Below are 14797 nucleotides of genomic sequence, written 5' to 3' on the forward strand. Positions count from 1 at the left end.
TTTTTTTTTTTTACTTTTAGTAATTACTTTGTAGTCACATCGTAGCAGATATTTTAGGGTTTTGCAAGAGAAACATATGGAAATAGTTAGGGTTCTTATGGTAAAATTTATGTTGTAATTATAATACTAAGAGGTGATAAGATGCCTAATACTGTTAGCCTTAAAAAAAAATACTAATATTCATGTCTATCATGTTACTATCTTTTACATTTTTTAGTTGTATAGTTTATGCACAAGAAAATAAAAAAGCAGATACTACTATAACAAATGACCCTATTTCTTTATTTTTCAGAGGTCTAGGTGCTTATGGTCTCCCTGAGAACACTCCGAACCCAAAAGACCCTATCCCTTCTAAAACTTCAAATTTACCATACCCTGTAAATTCGTTAAGTACCTCTAAAACTGAAAATTCAATTACCTTTATCGCTCTTTTAATTATATTTTACCTAATAATATACAGACCAATAAAGAAGTTAGTAATACCTTTTCTAAAGAAAGTCATTCCAAAAGGAATAAAATATATTGATGTTCTTTATTTCATAATATTACTTATCTGCCTCTTGTTTGTCCCTTATAAGGATATTAAAGGACATACTTTCACTTTCATTATAAATAATCGTGTAGGAAATATGGATTATTTCTTTCTATTTTATGAGATTCTTGTAATTTCTGTAATATATGCCTTGATAAAAATTATTATTATAAAAACACTGAATAGCAAATCATAAATAATATAATTGTAGACCACTGACAGGATTACTGTTGGTGGTCTTTTTTTTTTTACTTGTTATCTTTTATATAGACAGTGATAAATTGCCGAAGTAACTCTGATGGATTGACCGCTTTACTTTTACATACATTAAAGAATTGCTCTTTCTCTTCTTTTGGCAATCTTATTTTAATCTCAGCGTTCTTCTGTACTTCAGTCATATTATGATGCCCTCCCTTTAATTGATGTATGTCTATAATATTACCATATTTATTTCGTTCCCACAATAGGGAACATTTTTTATTTTAGGTGTTGACACACGTTCCCACAAGTGGTACTATAGGGTCATGAGGTAACATGTTCCCACAAGACAACAGGGAGGAATAACACTATGTTAAAGATTGCATTGACAAACCTAGGGAAATACAACGAGGGCGAACTGGTCTACAAATGGTTAGAACTCCCGGCAACTGAAGACGAAATCGAAGAAGCAAAAGAAGCAATCGGCATCAATGAACAATATGAAGAATGGTTCATCACTGACTATGAGACCGATATTGAAGGCTTACAAGTAGGCGAATATGAAGACCTTGAGGCACTCAATGAACTCGCAGAACGCTATGAGAACCTTCATGAATACGACCAAGACATAGTCCAAGCAATTATTGAGGGTGAAGGGTACGACCTAGAGGAAGCCTTGGACGTTCTGGAAAGTGGCAACTACTCCTTCTACCCTGATGTAACCAATGAGGAAGACCTTGGCTTCTATGTAGTAGATGAAGGTTTATTCGGGGTAGAAATACCGGACTCCTTACAGGTGTACATCGACCATGAATCCATAGGTCGGGATTGGAGAATAAATGGTGCAGGTAGTTTCACCTCTAAGGGATACATTGAGTTGCATTAAAGTCGAAACATAGCCGGGGAGTGTTCCCGGCGATGGTCTCCCGGAAATGGTCTACCGGGACTGATGAGACAGGCCAAAAGTTAATTGCGGCATATAACAGAGAAACCAATTCATCCATATTTAACTTAATCAAGGAGGAATGACAAATGAAAAACAGTGTTAATCAAATTCAAAAGGTATTCGAGTATCAAGGAGGTCATAAGGTCAGAACTGTCGTTATTGATGGTGAGCCTTGGTTTGTCGCAAAGGATGTATGCGAAGTGTTGGGTCTGAAGTGGAAAGGAAATCAAACATTGAAGCCTCTACAAGCGGAAATGATAAGGGTCACGTTTTACCGGACCCCTACAAGATGGGCAGGACAAACCACTCAACAAGAAGGGTTAGTAATTAATGAAGCGGGTCTATACTGCCTAGTTATGCGGAGTAATAAGCCAGAAGCCCAAGCGTTCCAAAACTGGATAGCCTCCGAAGTCCTCCCTAGCATCCGTAAACATGGCATGTACATGACTCCACAAGTCGCAAAAGAAGCCATAGAGGACACCGAAGCCTTCCTAGCGCGTGCCTTGCTTATCGCAAAGGACAAACTAGACAAACTCGAAGCCGAAGTAAAAGAACTCAAACCCAAGGCTCAACATTTCGACGAATACATGGACTACAAAGGCTCCCATTCCTTTACAGATGTAGCGGCATTGTTAGGCATCCATGTAACCGTCCTAACGGCTCAAATGGTCTCCGATGGAATCCTCCGTCGAAACATCAAAGGTGAATTATATCCTCGCAAAGCGTACCAATCAACTCCATATTTCAGAGTAAAGCATACACCTAAGTACATTCAGACACGAGTTACACCTGAAGGACTCAACTGGTTAACCTCAAGGTATTCCAACAGTTTAAAAGTGGTTAACTAAAAGAATGTAATTTATAGGTTCCAAAGGCCAGTCTCGGCGTGGGACTGGCTATTCTTTTACCTTTTAGACCAAACATATGTTCGTATTCAAGGAGGAATGACAAATGGAAAACATGGTAAACAAGTACGGAGAACTTTTCACGGAGCAACTAGAAATTGAGGCATCCTACAAGAAATTCGCAGAGGAACTCTTAAAAAATACTTACGCAGAATCTAAATTAGAAGGGAAAACCGCTGAGACTGCTTTAGGTAAACGCTTAATGAACCATCAATTTGACACTGTTTTTGAGAACGTCAAAGTGTTTGTTGAAACTACCTTGCAACCCAAGCCGGGAGTAAAACCCGCATACATAGGCATCCTTCAGCAACTAGCAGATATTTATGAGGGCAAGGAACGTGACCTCTATACTCTCCTGACGATGGCTACCTTCTCTGTCCTTCTAAACAGCGTATTCCGCAAGGAAACTCGCCTTTCTAACCTAGCACAAACAGTAGCGGCTGAAGTACAGACAGAGGCCCGGATGGAAGCCTTCCTCAAGGCCAATCCCGAGATTGCCGCCTCGGTTCTCCGTGGTATCTCCGAACGTGTTTCCAAGCACTATAAAACCTATTACGCCTACCGCCGTATGGAACATGCGAACTTTTCTTGGAACCCTTGGAGCCTTAAAGATTCTACCCTGTTCGGGGCCAAGTTGATTGAATTGGTCATCCAAGGTAGCGGCTACTTTGAACTCTACGACCACACTGACATGAACGGCAAGGCCGTAACTGAAATCCATCCTACCCAATGGCTCCTTAATACTTGGGCCAAGAACGAAGAGAAACTCATCGCCAAGGCATACCGCATGTGTCCGACTGTCGTTCCTCCTGCTCCTTGGACTACCTTTAAGGATGGCGGCTATTATGGGGAACTCAAGTCCTACTGCACATTCCTTCGGCTCCATGACTTTTCGGTTCCTAACGTATTCACCAAGGAATACATGGCACGTCTGAACCAACTAGACCTGTCAAATGTCCAAGCGGCTATTAACGCTATCCAAGAGACACCTTGGATTATCAATAAGAAAGTCCTGAAAGTAGCCAAGGCAGTTATTGCTCGTGGTGGCGAACTGGCTGGCATCCCTCGCATGGAACCATTACCGGAATTACCTCGCCTCACCGGGGATTATACCGATGAGGAACTCAAGGCCCACAAACAGAAAGCCGTTGAGCGTATCCGCTTGGAGGCCCGGAGAAAATCCAAGGCTATTCGGGCTATCGGACATATTAAAGTCGCTGAAAGATTCAGTAAGTATGAAAGTATTTACTTCCCTTGCAACATGGACTTCCGAGGCCGTGTCTATCCGATTCCTAGTTTCTCATTCCAAGGGGATGACCTGAACAAAGCCCTGCTCCTCTTTGCGGATGCTCCTGCATGTTCATCGTATAAGGACATTGAGTGGCTCATGGTTCACGGTGCTAACCTCGCAGGAGTTGACAAGGTATCCTTCGATGACCGTGTGGCTTGGGTTCGAGACCATGAAGCGCAAATCTTAGACTGCGCCAAAGACCCAATGGGGAACCTCTGGTGGGCCGACCAAGACTCTCCCTTCCAGTTCCTAGCGTTCTGCTTCGAGTGGCAAGCATGGAGAGAACACGAGGCCAAGTTCGGTACTCCTGAAGGCTTCAAGTGCGGAATCCCGGTGGCCTTTGACGGAACCTGCTCTGGTCTTCAGCATTTCTCCGCTATCCTCCGTGACCCTGTGGGTGGCAAGGCCGTAAACCTGCTCCCTGCTGATAAGCCGCAGGACATCTACGGAATGGTCGCAGAGGTAGTCAATGAGCAACTCAAAAAGGATTCTGTCTCTGGTACTCCTGACACCACCGCAGAAGGCAAGAATGGCGAACCATACACCAAGTACGGTACAAAAACACTGGCTCAACAATGGCTGGCCTATGGTGTCAATCGTAAAGTTACCAAGCGTTCTGTAATGACTCTGGCCTATGGCTCCAAGGAGTTCGGATTCCGTGACCAAATCCTTGAGGACACCATTGAACCTGCAATCTTGGAAGGCCGTGGCGGTATGTTCGCTAACCCGAATCAATCCGCAGGATACATGGCGAAACTCATCTGGAACGCTGTGCGGAAAGTCGTTGTCAAGGCCGTAGAAGGTATGGAATGGCTTCAACAAATGGCTCGTCTAGTTTGTAAGGAGGGCCAAGTAGTAACTTGGATGACTCCTATGGGCCTCCCGGTTCAGCAATCCTACATGGTATGCAATTCAGAGGTGTATCGTATGCGTTTCTCTGGCATCGACAAACGGTTCTACTCAGTGAATATTACCGGAGACATCGACAAAAGAGCGCAAGCCCAAGGTATCGCTCCTAACTTCATTCACTCAATGGATGCGGCACACTTGCAACTGACTGTCATCATGGCGAAGGAGGCAGGTATCAACCATTTCTCCATGATTCACGATTCCTACGGTGCGCCTGTAGCCCAAGCAGACAGAATGTTCAAAACAGTCAGAGAAGCGTTCATTAAGATGTACTCTGAGAACAATGTTCTGGAGCAATTCAAGGCTGACATGGAGATGCTCATTGAGAAGGGAGACAAGATTCCTGCTATTCCTTCCAAGGGAACCCTAGACCTCAATGTAGTCCGCGAATCTTTATACACCTTCCACTAATACTTATTCATTGAAATTCTTGTCGAAACCCTATTGACATCTAATTGCGGCACATTACAGAGAAGAGAGATGACTAAAGGTATATCTCAAGGTATATCCTTTAGGATTCTCTCTTTATGTATATTCACTAAAAGTATATTACCCAAGGTATATACCTAAAGAACAACAAGGAGGAACAACAAAATGATTCTACCTAAGTACCTATGCCCTGTCTGTAATAAATCTCATGAGGACTTTGATTCTGCTATGTCTTGTATCAATAGTCATCCAACGCTTGAGAAAGTGGAGACACCTTCGGAACGAGTCGTGGATGCCTTTGAGTATGTAGACGTGACCATGAGCAACGGTGCTGTCTACAGATATAAACGTCTAAGACAGATTGGAGGTGACGATTGGGATGATTGAAGGTAAAACTGCAAGTCAAATCATTATTGATGACCCGGAAGGCTCCGCTAAGACCTCTGCTCACTATCAAGTAGGTTCCAAACAACCTATAGAAATCATGCAGGAGGTCATGAGTCCCGAAGAGTTCCAAGGGTTCCTTCGTGGGAATGTCATCAAGTACGCTCTGCGGCTCGGTCATAAGGACAAGGCCGTGAAAGAAGCGGCGAAGATTGAGCAGTACGCAAAGTGGCTCCGTGAGGCTCTCGAAGGTAAGCAAATCGACCCTCGGAACTAATTGCGGCACATTACAGAGAAATAGTCGCAGATTTTAATTGCGGCACATTACAGAGAAGACCCGTTGGGGTCTTTTAGTTTTTCTAGGAGGTATGAAATGGCACAAGCAAAGACTGAAACAAATCAAACACCAAAAGAAACCCCGAAAGCAACACCAAAGCAGACCAAGAGTGATGCTCCGGTGCTGAAGGTCTTGAAGTTGAAACCAGAGGCCACGGTTCCTGAAAAGAAAACCAATGGCTCCTGCGGCTTAGACCTGCATGTACTGGACAACATTCCTGTCTTCCCTACGCATTTACGCAAGGAGGCATACGTTCTGCACACTGGACTAGCCTTTGAGATTCCTGAAGGCTACCATGTGGAAATTTACCTGCGGTCTTCAACTGGTAAGAACCGCAAATTACGCCTAGCAAATGGCACAGGAATCATTGACAGCGACTACAGAGGCGAAATCATGCTACTGGTCGAGAACGTGGGCCAAGATGTTGAACACGTTTTCCCCGGAGACCGTATCGCTCAGGCAATCCTTGTGAAAGACCCTGAGTTCACTATTGAGGTCGTAGAGTCCCTGTCAGACACCAAAAGAGGCAAAGGTGGCTTCGGCTCCACCGGAAAGAATTAAGGAGGATGTATAAACAATGGCAAAAGCAAATTTCAAACGTGTAACTTCCCCTCGTGGTGAGGCTCTGTATCCCTACCTGAAGGCTCCTGAAGTCTATGAAGGCGAAGAAGTGGGCTACACGATTCAGGTCAAGTTCTCCAAGGAGGACACTGATAAAGTCCTTGCGATTCTGGAAGAAGAACTGGAATCCGCTAAGAACTCCAGTGAGTTCAAAGGCAAACGCTGGTCTAAGGAGCCTCGTATGGGATTCCGTGAAGACCAGAATGGAGATATTGTCTTCAAGTTCAAAACTAAAGCAACTATCAAGACAAAGGCCGGAGACATTGTGAAGCGCACAGTCCCGGTCTTTGATGCTAAAGGAAAGCCTGTGGATGTTACTATCGGCAATGGCTCGGTAGTCCGTGTGGCGTTCCAGATTGTACCTTATTGGAAATCCTCGACCAACAACGGCCTGTCCTTGTACCTCGATGCAGTCCAAGTCATCGAACTGGTTGAGTACAAAGGAGGCGGCAACGCTTCGTCCTTCGGCTTCGGTGAAGAAGATGGATTCGTTGGCAGTGATGCTACTCCGTTTGACGATGAAGAAGATGCTGTGACTCCGGGCGATGTTGGCGATGAGGAGTTCTAATTTTGGCTACAAAGAGAACCTTTAGTCGCCGTGGTGGGTGGTCGGAACATGTCACGTCCACCTACCGCTCTGGCCTTGAAGAAGGTATTGCAGGACAACTTGAAAACGCCGGGGTTCCTGTGGCCTTTGAAAAGTATTACCTTGAGTACACTATCCCGGCAAGTGTCCATAAGTACACACCGGACTTCCTGCTCCCTAACGGAATCATTGTCGAATCCAAGGGACTGTTTGAGTCCGAAGACCGAAAGAAACATCTCCTCGTCAAAGCACAATACCCACACTTGGACATTAGGTTCATCTTCTCGAACCCCAACCAGAAACTCTACAAAGGTAGCCCTACGACTTATGCCATGTGGTGTGAGAAGTACGGCTTTTTGTATGCTAAGAAGTTGATTCCTCTGGCGTGGCTCAAGGAGAAACCGAAAGATACTACCGGATTACAGACCAAGAAAGGAGGAAAATCGTGAAGTTCAGGACTAGAAAATCCACGGACTTCCTGTATATCCACTTAAAGGACACAGGAGGTCTTTCCGTTCCTGAACTGCGTAGAGCGGCTCGTAAAGTAGGAAAACTGGATGTCGATTATCACTATGTAGTTCAGGACAATGGCGTGGTGGAACAAGGGAGGGAGCAATATGTAGTCGCTGGTTATGAGTTTGAGAACAGCGAGAATAGTATCTACGTTCTGGTGGATACCGGAGAAAATGACCGTCTGAGCGATGCTCAAAAAGTGGCACTACAAGACCTTATGGATTCCATTTACGCAACTTATCCCAACGTAAAAACAATCATGGAGTAAAAGGAGGGAGACAATGGAGGACTCAACAATAATCCGGGCGCACATCCCCTGCCCTGACTGCGGTTCAAGCGATGCCATGTGTGAGTATAGCGATGGTCATACCTTCTGCTTCTCCTGCGAGACACACCACCACGGCAACGACACTGAAACCAAAGGAGGCAATAAGACTGTGCGAAACCACGAGGTCATACCATTGGACTCCCTCACTCTCGACTCATTGAGAGCAAGGGGAATAACCCAAGAAACATGCGCCAAGTACGGCTACTACAAGACCCGGATAAACAATGAAATGGCCCAAGTCGCTTGCTATTATTCAGACAGCGGCGAACTCGTGGGCCAGAAAGTTCGCTTTAAGGACAAGCGGTTCTCTGTCCGTGGTGAAGTATCTGACCGATTCTTTGGGCAACACCTTTGGCACGGAGGCGGCAAGAAACTGGTCATCACAGAGGGAGAAATCGACTGTCTAACGGTGTCACAGGTTCAAGGTAACAAGTACCCTGTCGTTTCTATCCCTAACGGTGCGAAATCAGCCAAGAGAATCTTCAAGGCTCAGATGGAATGGCTCAATAGTTTTGAGCAAGTAATTGTCATGTTTGACATGGATGAGCGTGGACGTGAGGCTGTATCGGATGTCGAAGGGATTCTGAAACCGGGAAAACTCTACATCGCTACGTTACCACTGAAAGACCCAAACGAGTGCTTACTTAACGATCAAGCAGATGCAATCGTCAAAGCCATATGGAACGCCAAGGTCTATAAACCGGACGGAATTGTCAATGGTGCAGACCTTTGGAACGTACTGGAGAACGAGGAAGAGGAAGAAGAAGGATACTCTCTCCCTTGGGACATCGACCTCCAGAAGATGACTTTAGGACTCCGCAAAGGCGAACTCGTTGTCCTGACAGCAGGAACCGGAGTCGGCAAGACTACCTTTGTCCGTCAAATTGCTCATAACTTCGGGGTCAAACAGAACCTCAAGGTGGGCATGATGATGCTCGAAGAAAACGTCAAAAGAACTGCCAAAGGTCTCATGAGTATTGAGGCCGGGAAGCGGCTCCACATCAACCGTAAAGCGGTAACTCCCGAAGAGTACAAAGAAGCCTTTGAGAAAACCCTTGGAACTGGAAACTTTATCTTCCACGAACACTTTGGTTCTATCGAAGGTGACAACCTACTGAACAAAATGCGGTACATGGTAGTCGGTGAAGGATGTGACTTTATCATCCTCGACCATGTATCCATTGCGGTCTCCGGGCTTGAAGGAGACAACGAAAGGAAACTCATCGACATTTTGATGACCACTATGCGCTCTCTGGTAGAAGAAACCGGAGTTGGCTTGGTGGTCATTTCTCATCTTAAACGACCCGATGGGCAACAGTCCCATGAGGAAGGTGGCGTGACATCCCTGAGTCAACTCAGAGGTTCCGGGGCTATTGCTCAACTGGCAGACACGGTTATTGGTCTAGAGCGTAACCAACAAGCCGAAGGAAAAGAAAAGAACCTTGTCCGTATACGGCTCCTGAAGTGCCGCTTCACAGGCGAAACCGGTATTGCTGGATACCTTTGGTACAACAAGGAGACTGACCGCTTAGAAGGCGTTGACAAACTTAGTGATTACCTTGAGGAAAACATAGACCTCGGAGATAACGAGGATACACCATTTTAAGGAGGATATTGATTATGGAAAAGATTGAAAACATTGAGGAAATGATGGAGCAACTGGAAGAACTGCTGGCTCCGAAACTGCGGATTAAACTGGAGATTGGCTTCTTAGGTAACGTATCTGGAGCGACAACTGAAATTCCGGTGGAACTATTGATGCAATCCAAGAACCCGAAGGCTCTTATGGCTGAAATTTTGGAAGAAATGCACGTTGGCATTATGCGCCAACTGAAGACCGAATTGAAGAAAGAACTCGCTAAAATGGAGGAATAAACCATGTTGAAACTGCCTGTCGTGAACAAGGGCGTAACCCTTCAAGAAATTCCCGGAGAAATCTCCGTCTTCTTTGAACTCGGTAACTGCAAACAGAAATGCAAAGGCTGTCACAGTCCAATGCTCCAGATTCCTCTCGGTAAAGTCCATTGGACTGACATTGAGGAAATGGCCCACTATGCCGAAACGGAGAAAAGTAGAGGGGCCACCGCTATTGTTCTGATGGGTGGCACAACAAATGGCATAACCTTCATTGACTTAATGAAGACCATTAAGCGGCTCTCAAAGGTACTCCCTGTGGGTATCTACTCCGGGGCCGCTGTTTCTTCTATCACTACATTATCCCTGAAGGCTATCCGCTCCCTCACCTGGCTCAAGGCCGGGGAATACCGGGAGGAACTCGGTGGTCTGAACTCAATGACCACCAACCAAAGATTCTATAAGCGAATCTCTGAGGATGAGTGGTCAGATATTACCGCAGTTTTCCCTAAAGATTAATTGCGGCATATTACAGAGAAATCTCAGAGAAAGGAGTATGTCGGTGCTTAATAAACTCACACCTGACCAAATCAACTCAAAAGTAGCGTTCATTGAGAACTACATCAAGGCCCAAAATGCGGCTGATGGTTCCCTCGTGGATGCTAATGCAAACGTAACGCAAAAAGACATCGCAACGATGGAAACCGAATTATATAAATTCGAGACAATCCAACTGAATCGGGCTATCGTGTGTCATGAGTTGGAGAAGACGTTCGGTAAGGAATTGGCTGACCAGTACCTTGAGGACATCAAGAACCATCTCATTTACATCCACGATGAAACAAGCCTGAAGCCTTATTGCGTGTCTATCTCCATGTATCCCTTCTTATTTGAAGGCACTCGCAACATTGGAGGCACAAGTAAGGCTCCTAAGAACCTTCGCTCTTTCTGCGGTGCGTTCAATAATCTGGTATATCAAGTGGCCTCTGGGTTCGCCGGGGCTGTAGCGACAGTCGAGTTCTTGATGTACTTTGACTACTTTGCTCGAAAATCTTATGGTGCTAACTACCTTGAGACCAACCGCAAGGAAGTAGCCCAAGAACTACAAGGCGTAGTCTACACACTGAACCAACCTGCGGCGGCTCGTGGCAACCAGAGTGTATTCTGGAATATCTCCGTGTTCGATAAGTTCTACTTTGAGAGCCTATTCGGAACATTCTACTTCCCTGATGGAACTCAGCCTGTATGGGATTCATTAGAGAAGTTGCAGGAGTTCTTTATGGATTGGTTCCGGGTAGAGCGCACAAAAGAACTTTTGACTTTCCCGGTAGTGACAGCAGCCATGCTCATAGACCCAGAAGAAAAGAGACCTATGGACACTCGGTTCGAGGCTTATTGTGCCGAACAGATGTCAAAGGGTCTCTCTTTCTTTGTCTATATGAGCGATACTGCGGATTCGCTGGCTTCATGTTGCAGACTCCGCAACGAACTGGCTGACAATGAGTTCTCGTATTCCTTGGGTGCTGGCGGCGTGTCCACTGGTTCCATTCAGGTAATTACCCTGAATCTCAATCGCGCAGAACAGCGGTACATACGCTCTCAGTTGTACCCGGAGGACAAATTACGTCCTATCATTGAGCGCATCCATAAGTACCTCGTGGCTCATCGCAACATTCAAAAGAAACACCTTGAGGCCGGACTGCTCCCTGTCTATAAAGCAGGGTACATCAATATTGATAAGCAGTTCTGCACTATCGGAATTAACGGTGCTGTTGAGGCCGCTGAGTTCTACCGTGTGAGACCTAGCGACAACGAAGAGTATAAGAACTTTATTGGCAAACGCCTCAAACTCATCTACCAGATGAACAAGGAAGCCTATAAGACCTATGGGTTCCGCTTCAACACTGAATTTGTCCCGGCTGAATCCTTGGGAGTAAAGAACGCTAAGTGGGACAAAGAGGATGGCCTGAAGGTAAAACGTGATTGTTACAACTCCTACTTCTACGCTGTGGAAGACCCGACTGTGTCCATTCTGGAGAAGATGGCTCTGCATGGCAAGGAGTTCACACAGTACCTCGATGGCGGCTCTGCGCTTCACTTGAACCTTGAGCAACTACCTACCGTTCCTGCGGCTATCGGCTTGATGAGAGCGGCGGCTAGACTTGGGGTGAACTATTGGACATTCAACACGCTCTCAACTATCTGCGATGCGTGTGACATTATCGACCCTCGGACTCTCTCGAAGTGTCCTAAGTGTGGGAAGAGTGACCACTTGGATTATGCAACTCGTGTCATTGGCTACCTGAAGCGAGTCTCTTGTTTCTCGTCCGGTAGACAGAAAGAACACAGTAAACGACACTATGCCATTATTGGCGCAAAACGTAAGGAGGATTATGAAATATGAAAAAGTTACTGGCTTATAAAACCATTGAGCAAATCGAGGATGTCCTGAAGCGTGGAGATGAAAAGTGCGCTAAATACCTTGAGACCATTGAGAACGCAGTCAAGGCTATCGTGCTGTTTCCTTTCCGTGTGGAAGTGAAAATCATCAAAATCCGTCTAACCCTGACCGACAAGTATCTGGAAGGTAAGGCCAAGACCTGCGAGGCTATCTTAAAGAAACTCTCCTACGAACGTAAGAAAGTAGCCAAGGAGCAAATCGAGGCTCGCAAAATGCTGAAAGACCTGAGAAGTAAATACAACTATTAAGGAGATGAACCAACGTGCTAATCTTTGACTTAGAATCTAATGGCCTCTTGGATACATTGAGTCGTATCCATTGTATGGTCATCTCGGACGGTGTGAGTAGAACCCGGTATCGACCGGAAGATGTGGACGATGGTGTATACCGCCTGTTCAAAGCGATTGAAAATAATGAACCTATCTGCGGTCATAACATCATCGACTTTGACATCCCGGCGATTCAGAAGGTGTTCCCTTGGTTCATCATCCCTCGCAACAAACGTCATCTTGTGGTTGACACGTTGGTTCTCTCCCGGCTTATCTACTCGAACATAAATGATATTGATGCTGGACTCATGCGTTCAGGGAAACTACCGGGGAAACTATTCGGGAGTCACTCCTTGAAGGCTTGGGGTTATCGCTTGGGAGAATTAAAGGGAACCTACGCTGAAGACACCGAAGATGCTTGGGCCGTATTCAGCGAGGAAATGCTGGACTACAATGACCAAGACGTTGTAGTAACTGAGAAACTCTACAATAAATTAATAAGCAAAGAATATTCGACCGTTGCAATCCAACTGGAACATGAAGCCCAATGGCTGATGTCCCAACAGGAGCGCAACGGTTTTCCTTTTGATGAAGCAAAGGCAAGAGAACTGGAGGTTACTCTGCGTAGTCGAGCCGCTATCCTTGATGCTCAACTTCGCAAGGCTGTTCCTCCTATTCCTGACAAAATCTTTATTCCTAAGAAAGACAACAAGGCCAGAGGTTACAAGGCTGGAGTTCCGGTGCAAAAGTACAAAGACTTCAACCCAAACTCTCGCCAGCAAATCGAATGGATTATCACTAAGCACTTCGGGTATGTCCCGGATAATGAAGAGTTATTCGATGATGAAGGCCGCACTCGCTTAAAAATTGATGATGTGACCTTCGGATACCTGAAGAACGATGAGGCCGCTCCAAAAGAAGTCCGGGAACTCTCGGCTATCTTCGAGGAGTACCTTATGGTGTCCAAGCGTCTCGGACAGTTGGCTGATGGAAAGCAAGCATGGCTCGGTTGTATAGGCGAAGATGGCAACATTCACGGCTCCGTGAATCCCAATGGTGCTGTGACCGGACGTGCTACTCACAGTCAACCGAACGTGGCCCAAGTACCAAAAGTAGGCTCTCCATATGGGAAAGAGTGCCGGGAACTCTTCCGGGTTCCTAGAGGCTGGACACAGGCTGGTATAGATGCAAGCGGTCTGGAACTACGCTGTCTCGCTCACTTCCTGTTCCCTTATGACAATGGGCATTATGCAGACACGGTAGTCAATGGTGACGTTCACACGTTGAACCAACAGGCCGCAGGGCTACCCACGAGGGACAACGCAAAGACCTTCATTTATGCGTTCCTCTATGGGGCCGGGGATGCCAAGATTGGAAAGATTGTCGGAGGCGATGCAAAAGATGGCAAGCGACTCAAGAGGGAGTTCCTCAAGAAAACCCCGGCAATCGCTGAACTCAAGAAGGCCATTGAGAACGCTCTGATTGCAGAGTCACATCGTGGTCAAATCAAAAAGTGGAAACGCAGATACCTAAAAGGTCTTGATGGTCGCATCCTGCATGTGCGCTCCCTCCACTCTGCTCTTAATCTCCTACTGCAATCCGCAGGTGCGCTTATCTGCAAGAAATGGATTGTTCGCTTGGAGGAACGCTTGGTGGAACGCGGGCTGACTCATGGATGGGACGGAGACTTTGCGTATCTCGCTTGGGTACATGATGAGGTTCAAGTGGCTTGCCGCACTAAAGAAATCGCTGAGATTGTTGTGGCTGAAGCACAGGAGGCTATGCGTGATGCTCAAGCGTTCTTTAAGTTCCGTACTCAATTAGATACCGAAGGAAAAATTGGGTATAACTGGAGTGATTGCCATTAAGAAATGTAAAGGATGTGGAAAGGAATTACCACTAACTGAATATGGTAGAAATTCTCAAGGTAGACAAGGCTACCATAGTCGATGTCGTACTTGTAGAAAATCAGAGTCATATAAACGCCTCTACGGAATCTCGTTGGAAGATGCCCAACGTATCTTAGATTCCCAAGGAGGCGTTTGTGCTTTATGTGGTTATCCATTGGATTTAACAGTAGGCAACGACAGGAACGCTTGTGTTGACCACTGTCACAGTACAGGAAAGATTCGAGGGATACTCTGCCGTTCCTGTAATGGTGCTATTGGAAAACTAGGCGATTCTGTTGAAGCCATGCAAAAGGTCATCAACTACTTACAAGGAGGAATTTGATT

General features: G+C 45.8%; 17 protein-coding genes and 1 other RNA gene. 17 read left to right on the plus strand and 1 reads right to left on the minus strand.

Annotated elements, in window-relative coordinates:
• Positions 1–182: 182 nt before the first annotated feature.
• Positions 183–728 (plus strand): hypothetical protein, encoded by a 546-nt coding sequence (locus F3H20_RS16615; protein ID WP_149736003.1) that lies wholly within the window; start codon positions 183–185, stop codon positions 726–728.
• 52 nt (positions 729–780) lie between these two features.
• Here the strand turns inward: F3H20_RS16615 and F3H20_RS20010 are convergent, their stop codons facing one another.
• Positions 781–930, minus strand: a complete 150-nt coding sequence (locus F3H20_RS20010) for a hypothetical protein (RefSeq protein WP_188128380.1) — start codon at positions 928–930, stop codon at positions 781–783.
• Positions 931–1100: 170 nt separating this feature from the next.
• Here F3H20_RS20010 and F3H20_RS16620 point away from each other — a divergent pair, with 170 nt between their 5' ends.
• The 16 genes from F3H20_RS16620 (at position 1101) to F3H20_RS20480 (ending at position 14795) form a co-directional block, all read left to right on the plus strand.
• Positions 1101–1616, plus strand: a complete 516-nt coding sequence (locus tag F3H20_RS16620) for an antirestriction protein ArdA (RefSeq protein WP_149736004.1) — start codon at positions 1101–1103, stop codon at positions 1614–1616.
• Positions 1617–1694, plus strand: an RNA gene (locus tag F3H20_RS16625) — hammerhead ribozyme type II.
• A 68-nt stretch (positions 1695–1762) separates the two neighbouring features.
• A complete protein-coding gene (locus F3H20_RS16630; RefSeq protein WP_149736005.1) occupies positions 1763–2524 on the plus strand; it encodes a phage antirepressor KilAC domain-containing protein in 762 nt (253 codons plus the stop codon).
• Positions 2525–2627: 103 nt separating this feature from the next.
• The gene (locus tag F3H20_RS16635) at positions 2628–5192 is read left to right on the plus strand and encodes a DNA-directed RNA polymerase (RefSeq protein ID WP_149736006.1); all 2565 of its coding nucleotides are present in this window, start codon (positions 2628–2630) and stop codon (positions 5190–5192) included.
• A 397-nt stretch (positions 5193–5589) separates the two neighbouring features.
• A complete protein-coding gene (locus F3H20_RS16640; RefSeq protein ID WP_149736007.1) occupies positions 5590–5871 on the plus strand; it encodes a DUF3310 domain-containing protein in 282 nt (93 codons plus the stop codon).
• A 96-nt stretch (positions 5872–5967) separates the two neighbouring features.
• A complete protein-coding gene (dut, locus tag F3H20_RS16645; protein WP_149736008.1) occupies positions 5968–6492 on the plus strand; it encodes a dUTP diphosphatase in 525 nt (174 codons plus the stop codon).
• A gap of 16 nt (positions 6493–6508) precedes the next feature.
• The gene (locus F3H20_RS16650; RefSeq protein ID WP_149736009.1) at positions 6509–7120 is read left to right on the plus strand and encodes a DUF2815 family protein; all 612 of its coding nucleotides are present in this window, start codon (positions 6509–6511) and stop codon (positions 7118–7120) included.
• Between the two features lie 2 nt (positions 7121–7122).
• Positions 7123–7587 (plus strand): endonuclease I, encoded by a 465-nt coding sequence (locus F3H20_RS16655; RefSeq protein WP_149736010.1) that lies wholly within the window; start codon positions 7123–7125, stop codon positions 7585–7587.
• Positions 7584–7919: a peptidoglycan recognition protein family protein gene (locus F3H20_RS16660; protein WP_188128381.1), complete on the plus strand. Its 336-nt coding sequence runs from the start codon at positions 7584–7586 to the stop codon at positions 7917–7919. The genes F3H20_RS16655 and F3H20_RS16660 overlap by 4 nt, the downstream gene beginning before the upstream one ends.
• Positions 7920–7932: 13 nt before the next feature.
• On the plus strand, positions 7933–9585 hold the full coding sequence (locus tag F3H20_RS16665; RefSeq protein WP_149736012.1) for a DnaB-like helicase C-terminal domain-containing protein: 1653 nt from the start codon (positions 7933–7935) through the stop codon (positions 9583–9585).
• 14 nt (positions 9586–9599) lie between these two features.
• Positions 9600–9854: a hypothetical protein gene (locus F3H20_RS16670; RefSeq protein WP_149736013.1), complete on the plus strand. Its 255-nt coding sequence runs from the start codon at positions 9600–9602 to the stop codon at positions 9852–9854.
• A 3-nt stretch (positions 9855–9857) separates the two neighbouring features.
• On the plus strand, positions 9858–10352 hold the full coding sequence (locus tag F3H20_RS16675; RefSeq protein WP_149736014.1) for a radical SAM family protein: 495 nt from the start codon (positions 9858–9860) through the stop codon (positions 10350–10352).
• Positions 10312–12237, plus strand: coding sequence for an anaerobic ribonucleoside-triphosphate reductase (nrdD, locus tag F3H20_RS16680; RefSeq protein WP_149736015.1), 1926 nt, complete (start codon positions 10312–10314; stop codon positions 12235–12237). The genes F3H20_RS16675 and nrdD overlap by 41 nt, the downstream gene beginning before the upstream one ends.
• On the plus strand, positions 12234–12542 hold the full coding sequence (locus tag F3H20_RS16685) for a hypothetical protein (RefSeq protein ID WP_149736016.1): 309 nt from the start codon (positions 12234–12236) through the stop codon (positions 12540–12542). The genes nrdD and F3H20_RS16685 overlap by 4 nt, the downstream gene beginning before the upstream one ends.
• A 14-nt stretch (positions 12543–12556) precedes the next feature.
• Positions 12557–14431, plus strand: a complete 1875-nt coding sequence (locus F3H20_RS16690) for a DNA polymerase (protein ID WP_149736017.1) — start codon at positions 12557–12559, stop codon at positions 14429–14431.
• A complete protein-coding gene (locus F3H20_RS20480) occupies positions 14418–14795 on the plus strand; it encodes an endonuclease VII domain-containing protein (RefSeq protein WP_188128382.1) in 378 nt (125 codons plus the stop codon). The genes F3H20_RS16690 and F3H20_RS20480 overlap by 14 nt, the downstream gene beginning before the upstream one ends.
• The last annotated feature ends 2 nt before the right edge of the window (positions 14796–14797 follow it).

Origin of the sequence: Propionispora hippei DSM 15287, assembly GCF_900141835.1 — a bacterium.
Lineage (GTDB): Bacteria > Bacillota > Negativicutes > Propionisporales > Propionisporaceae > Propionispora > Propionispora hippei.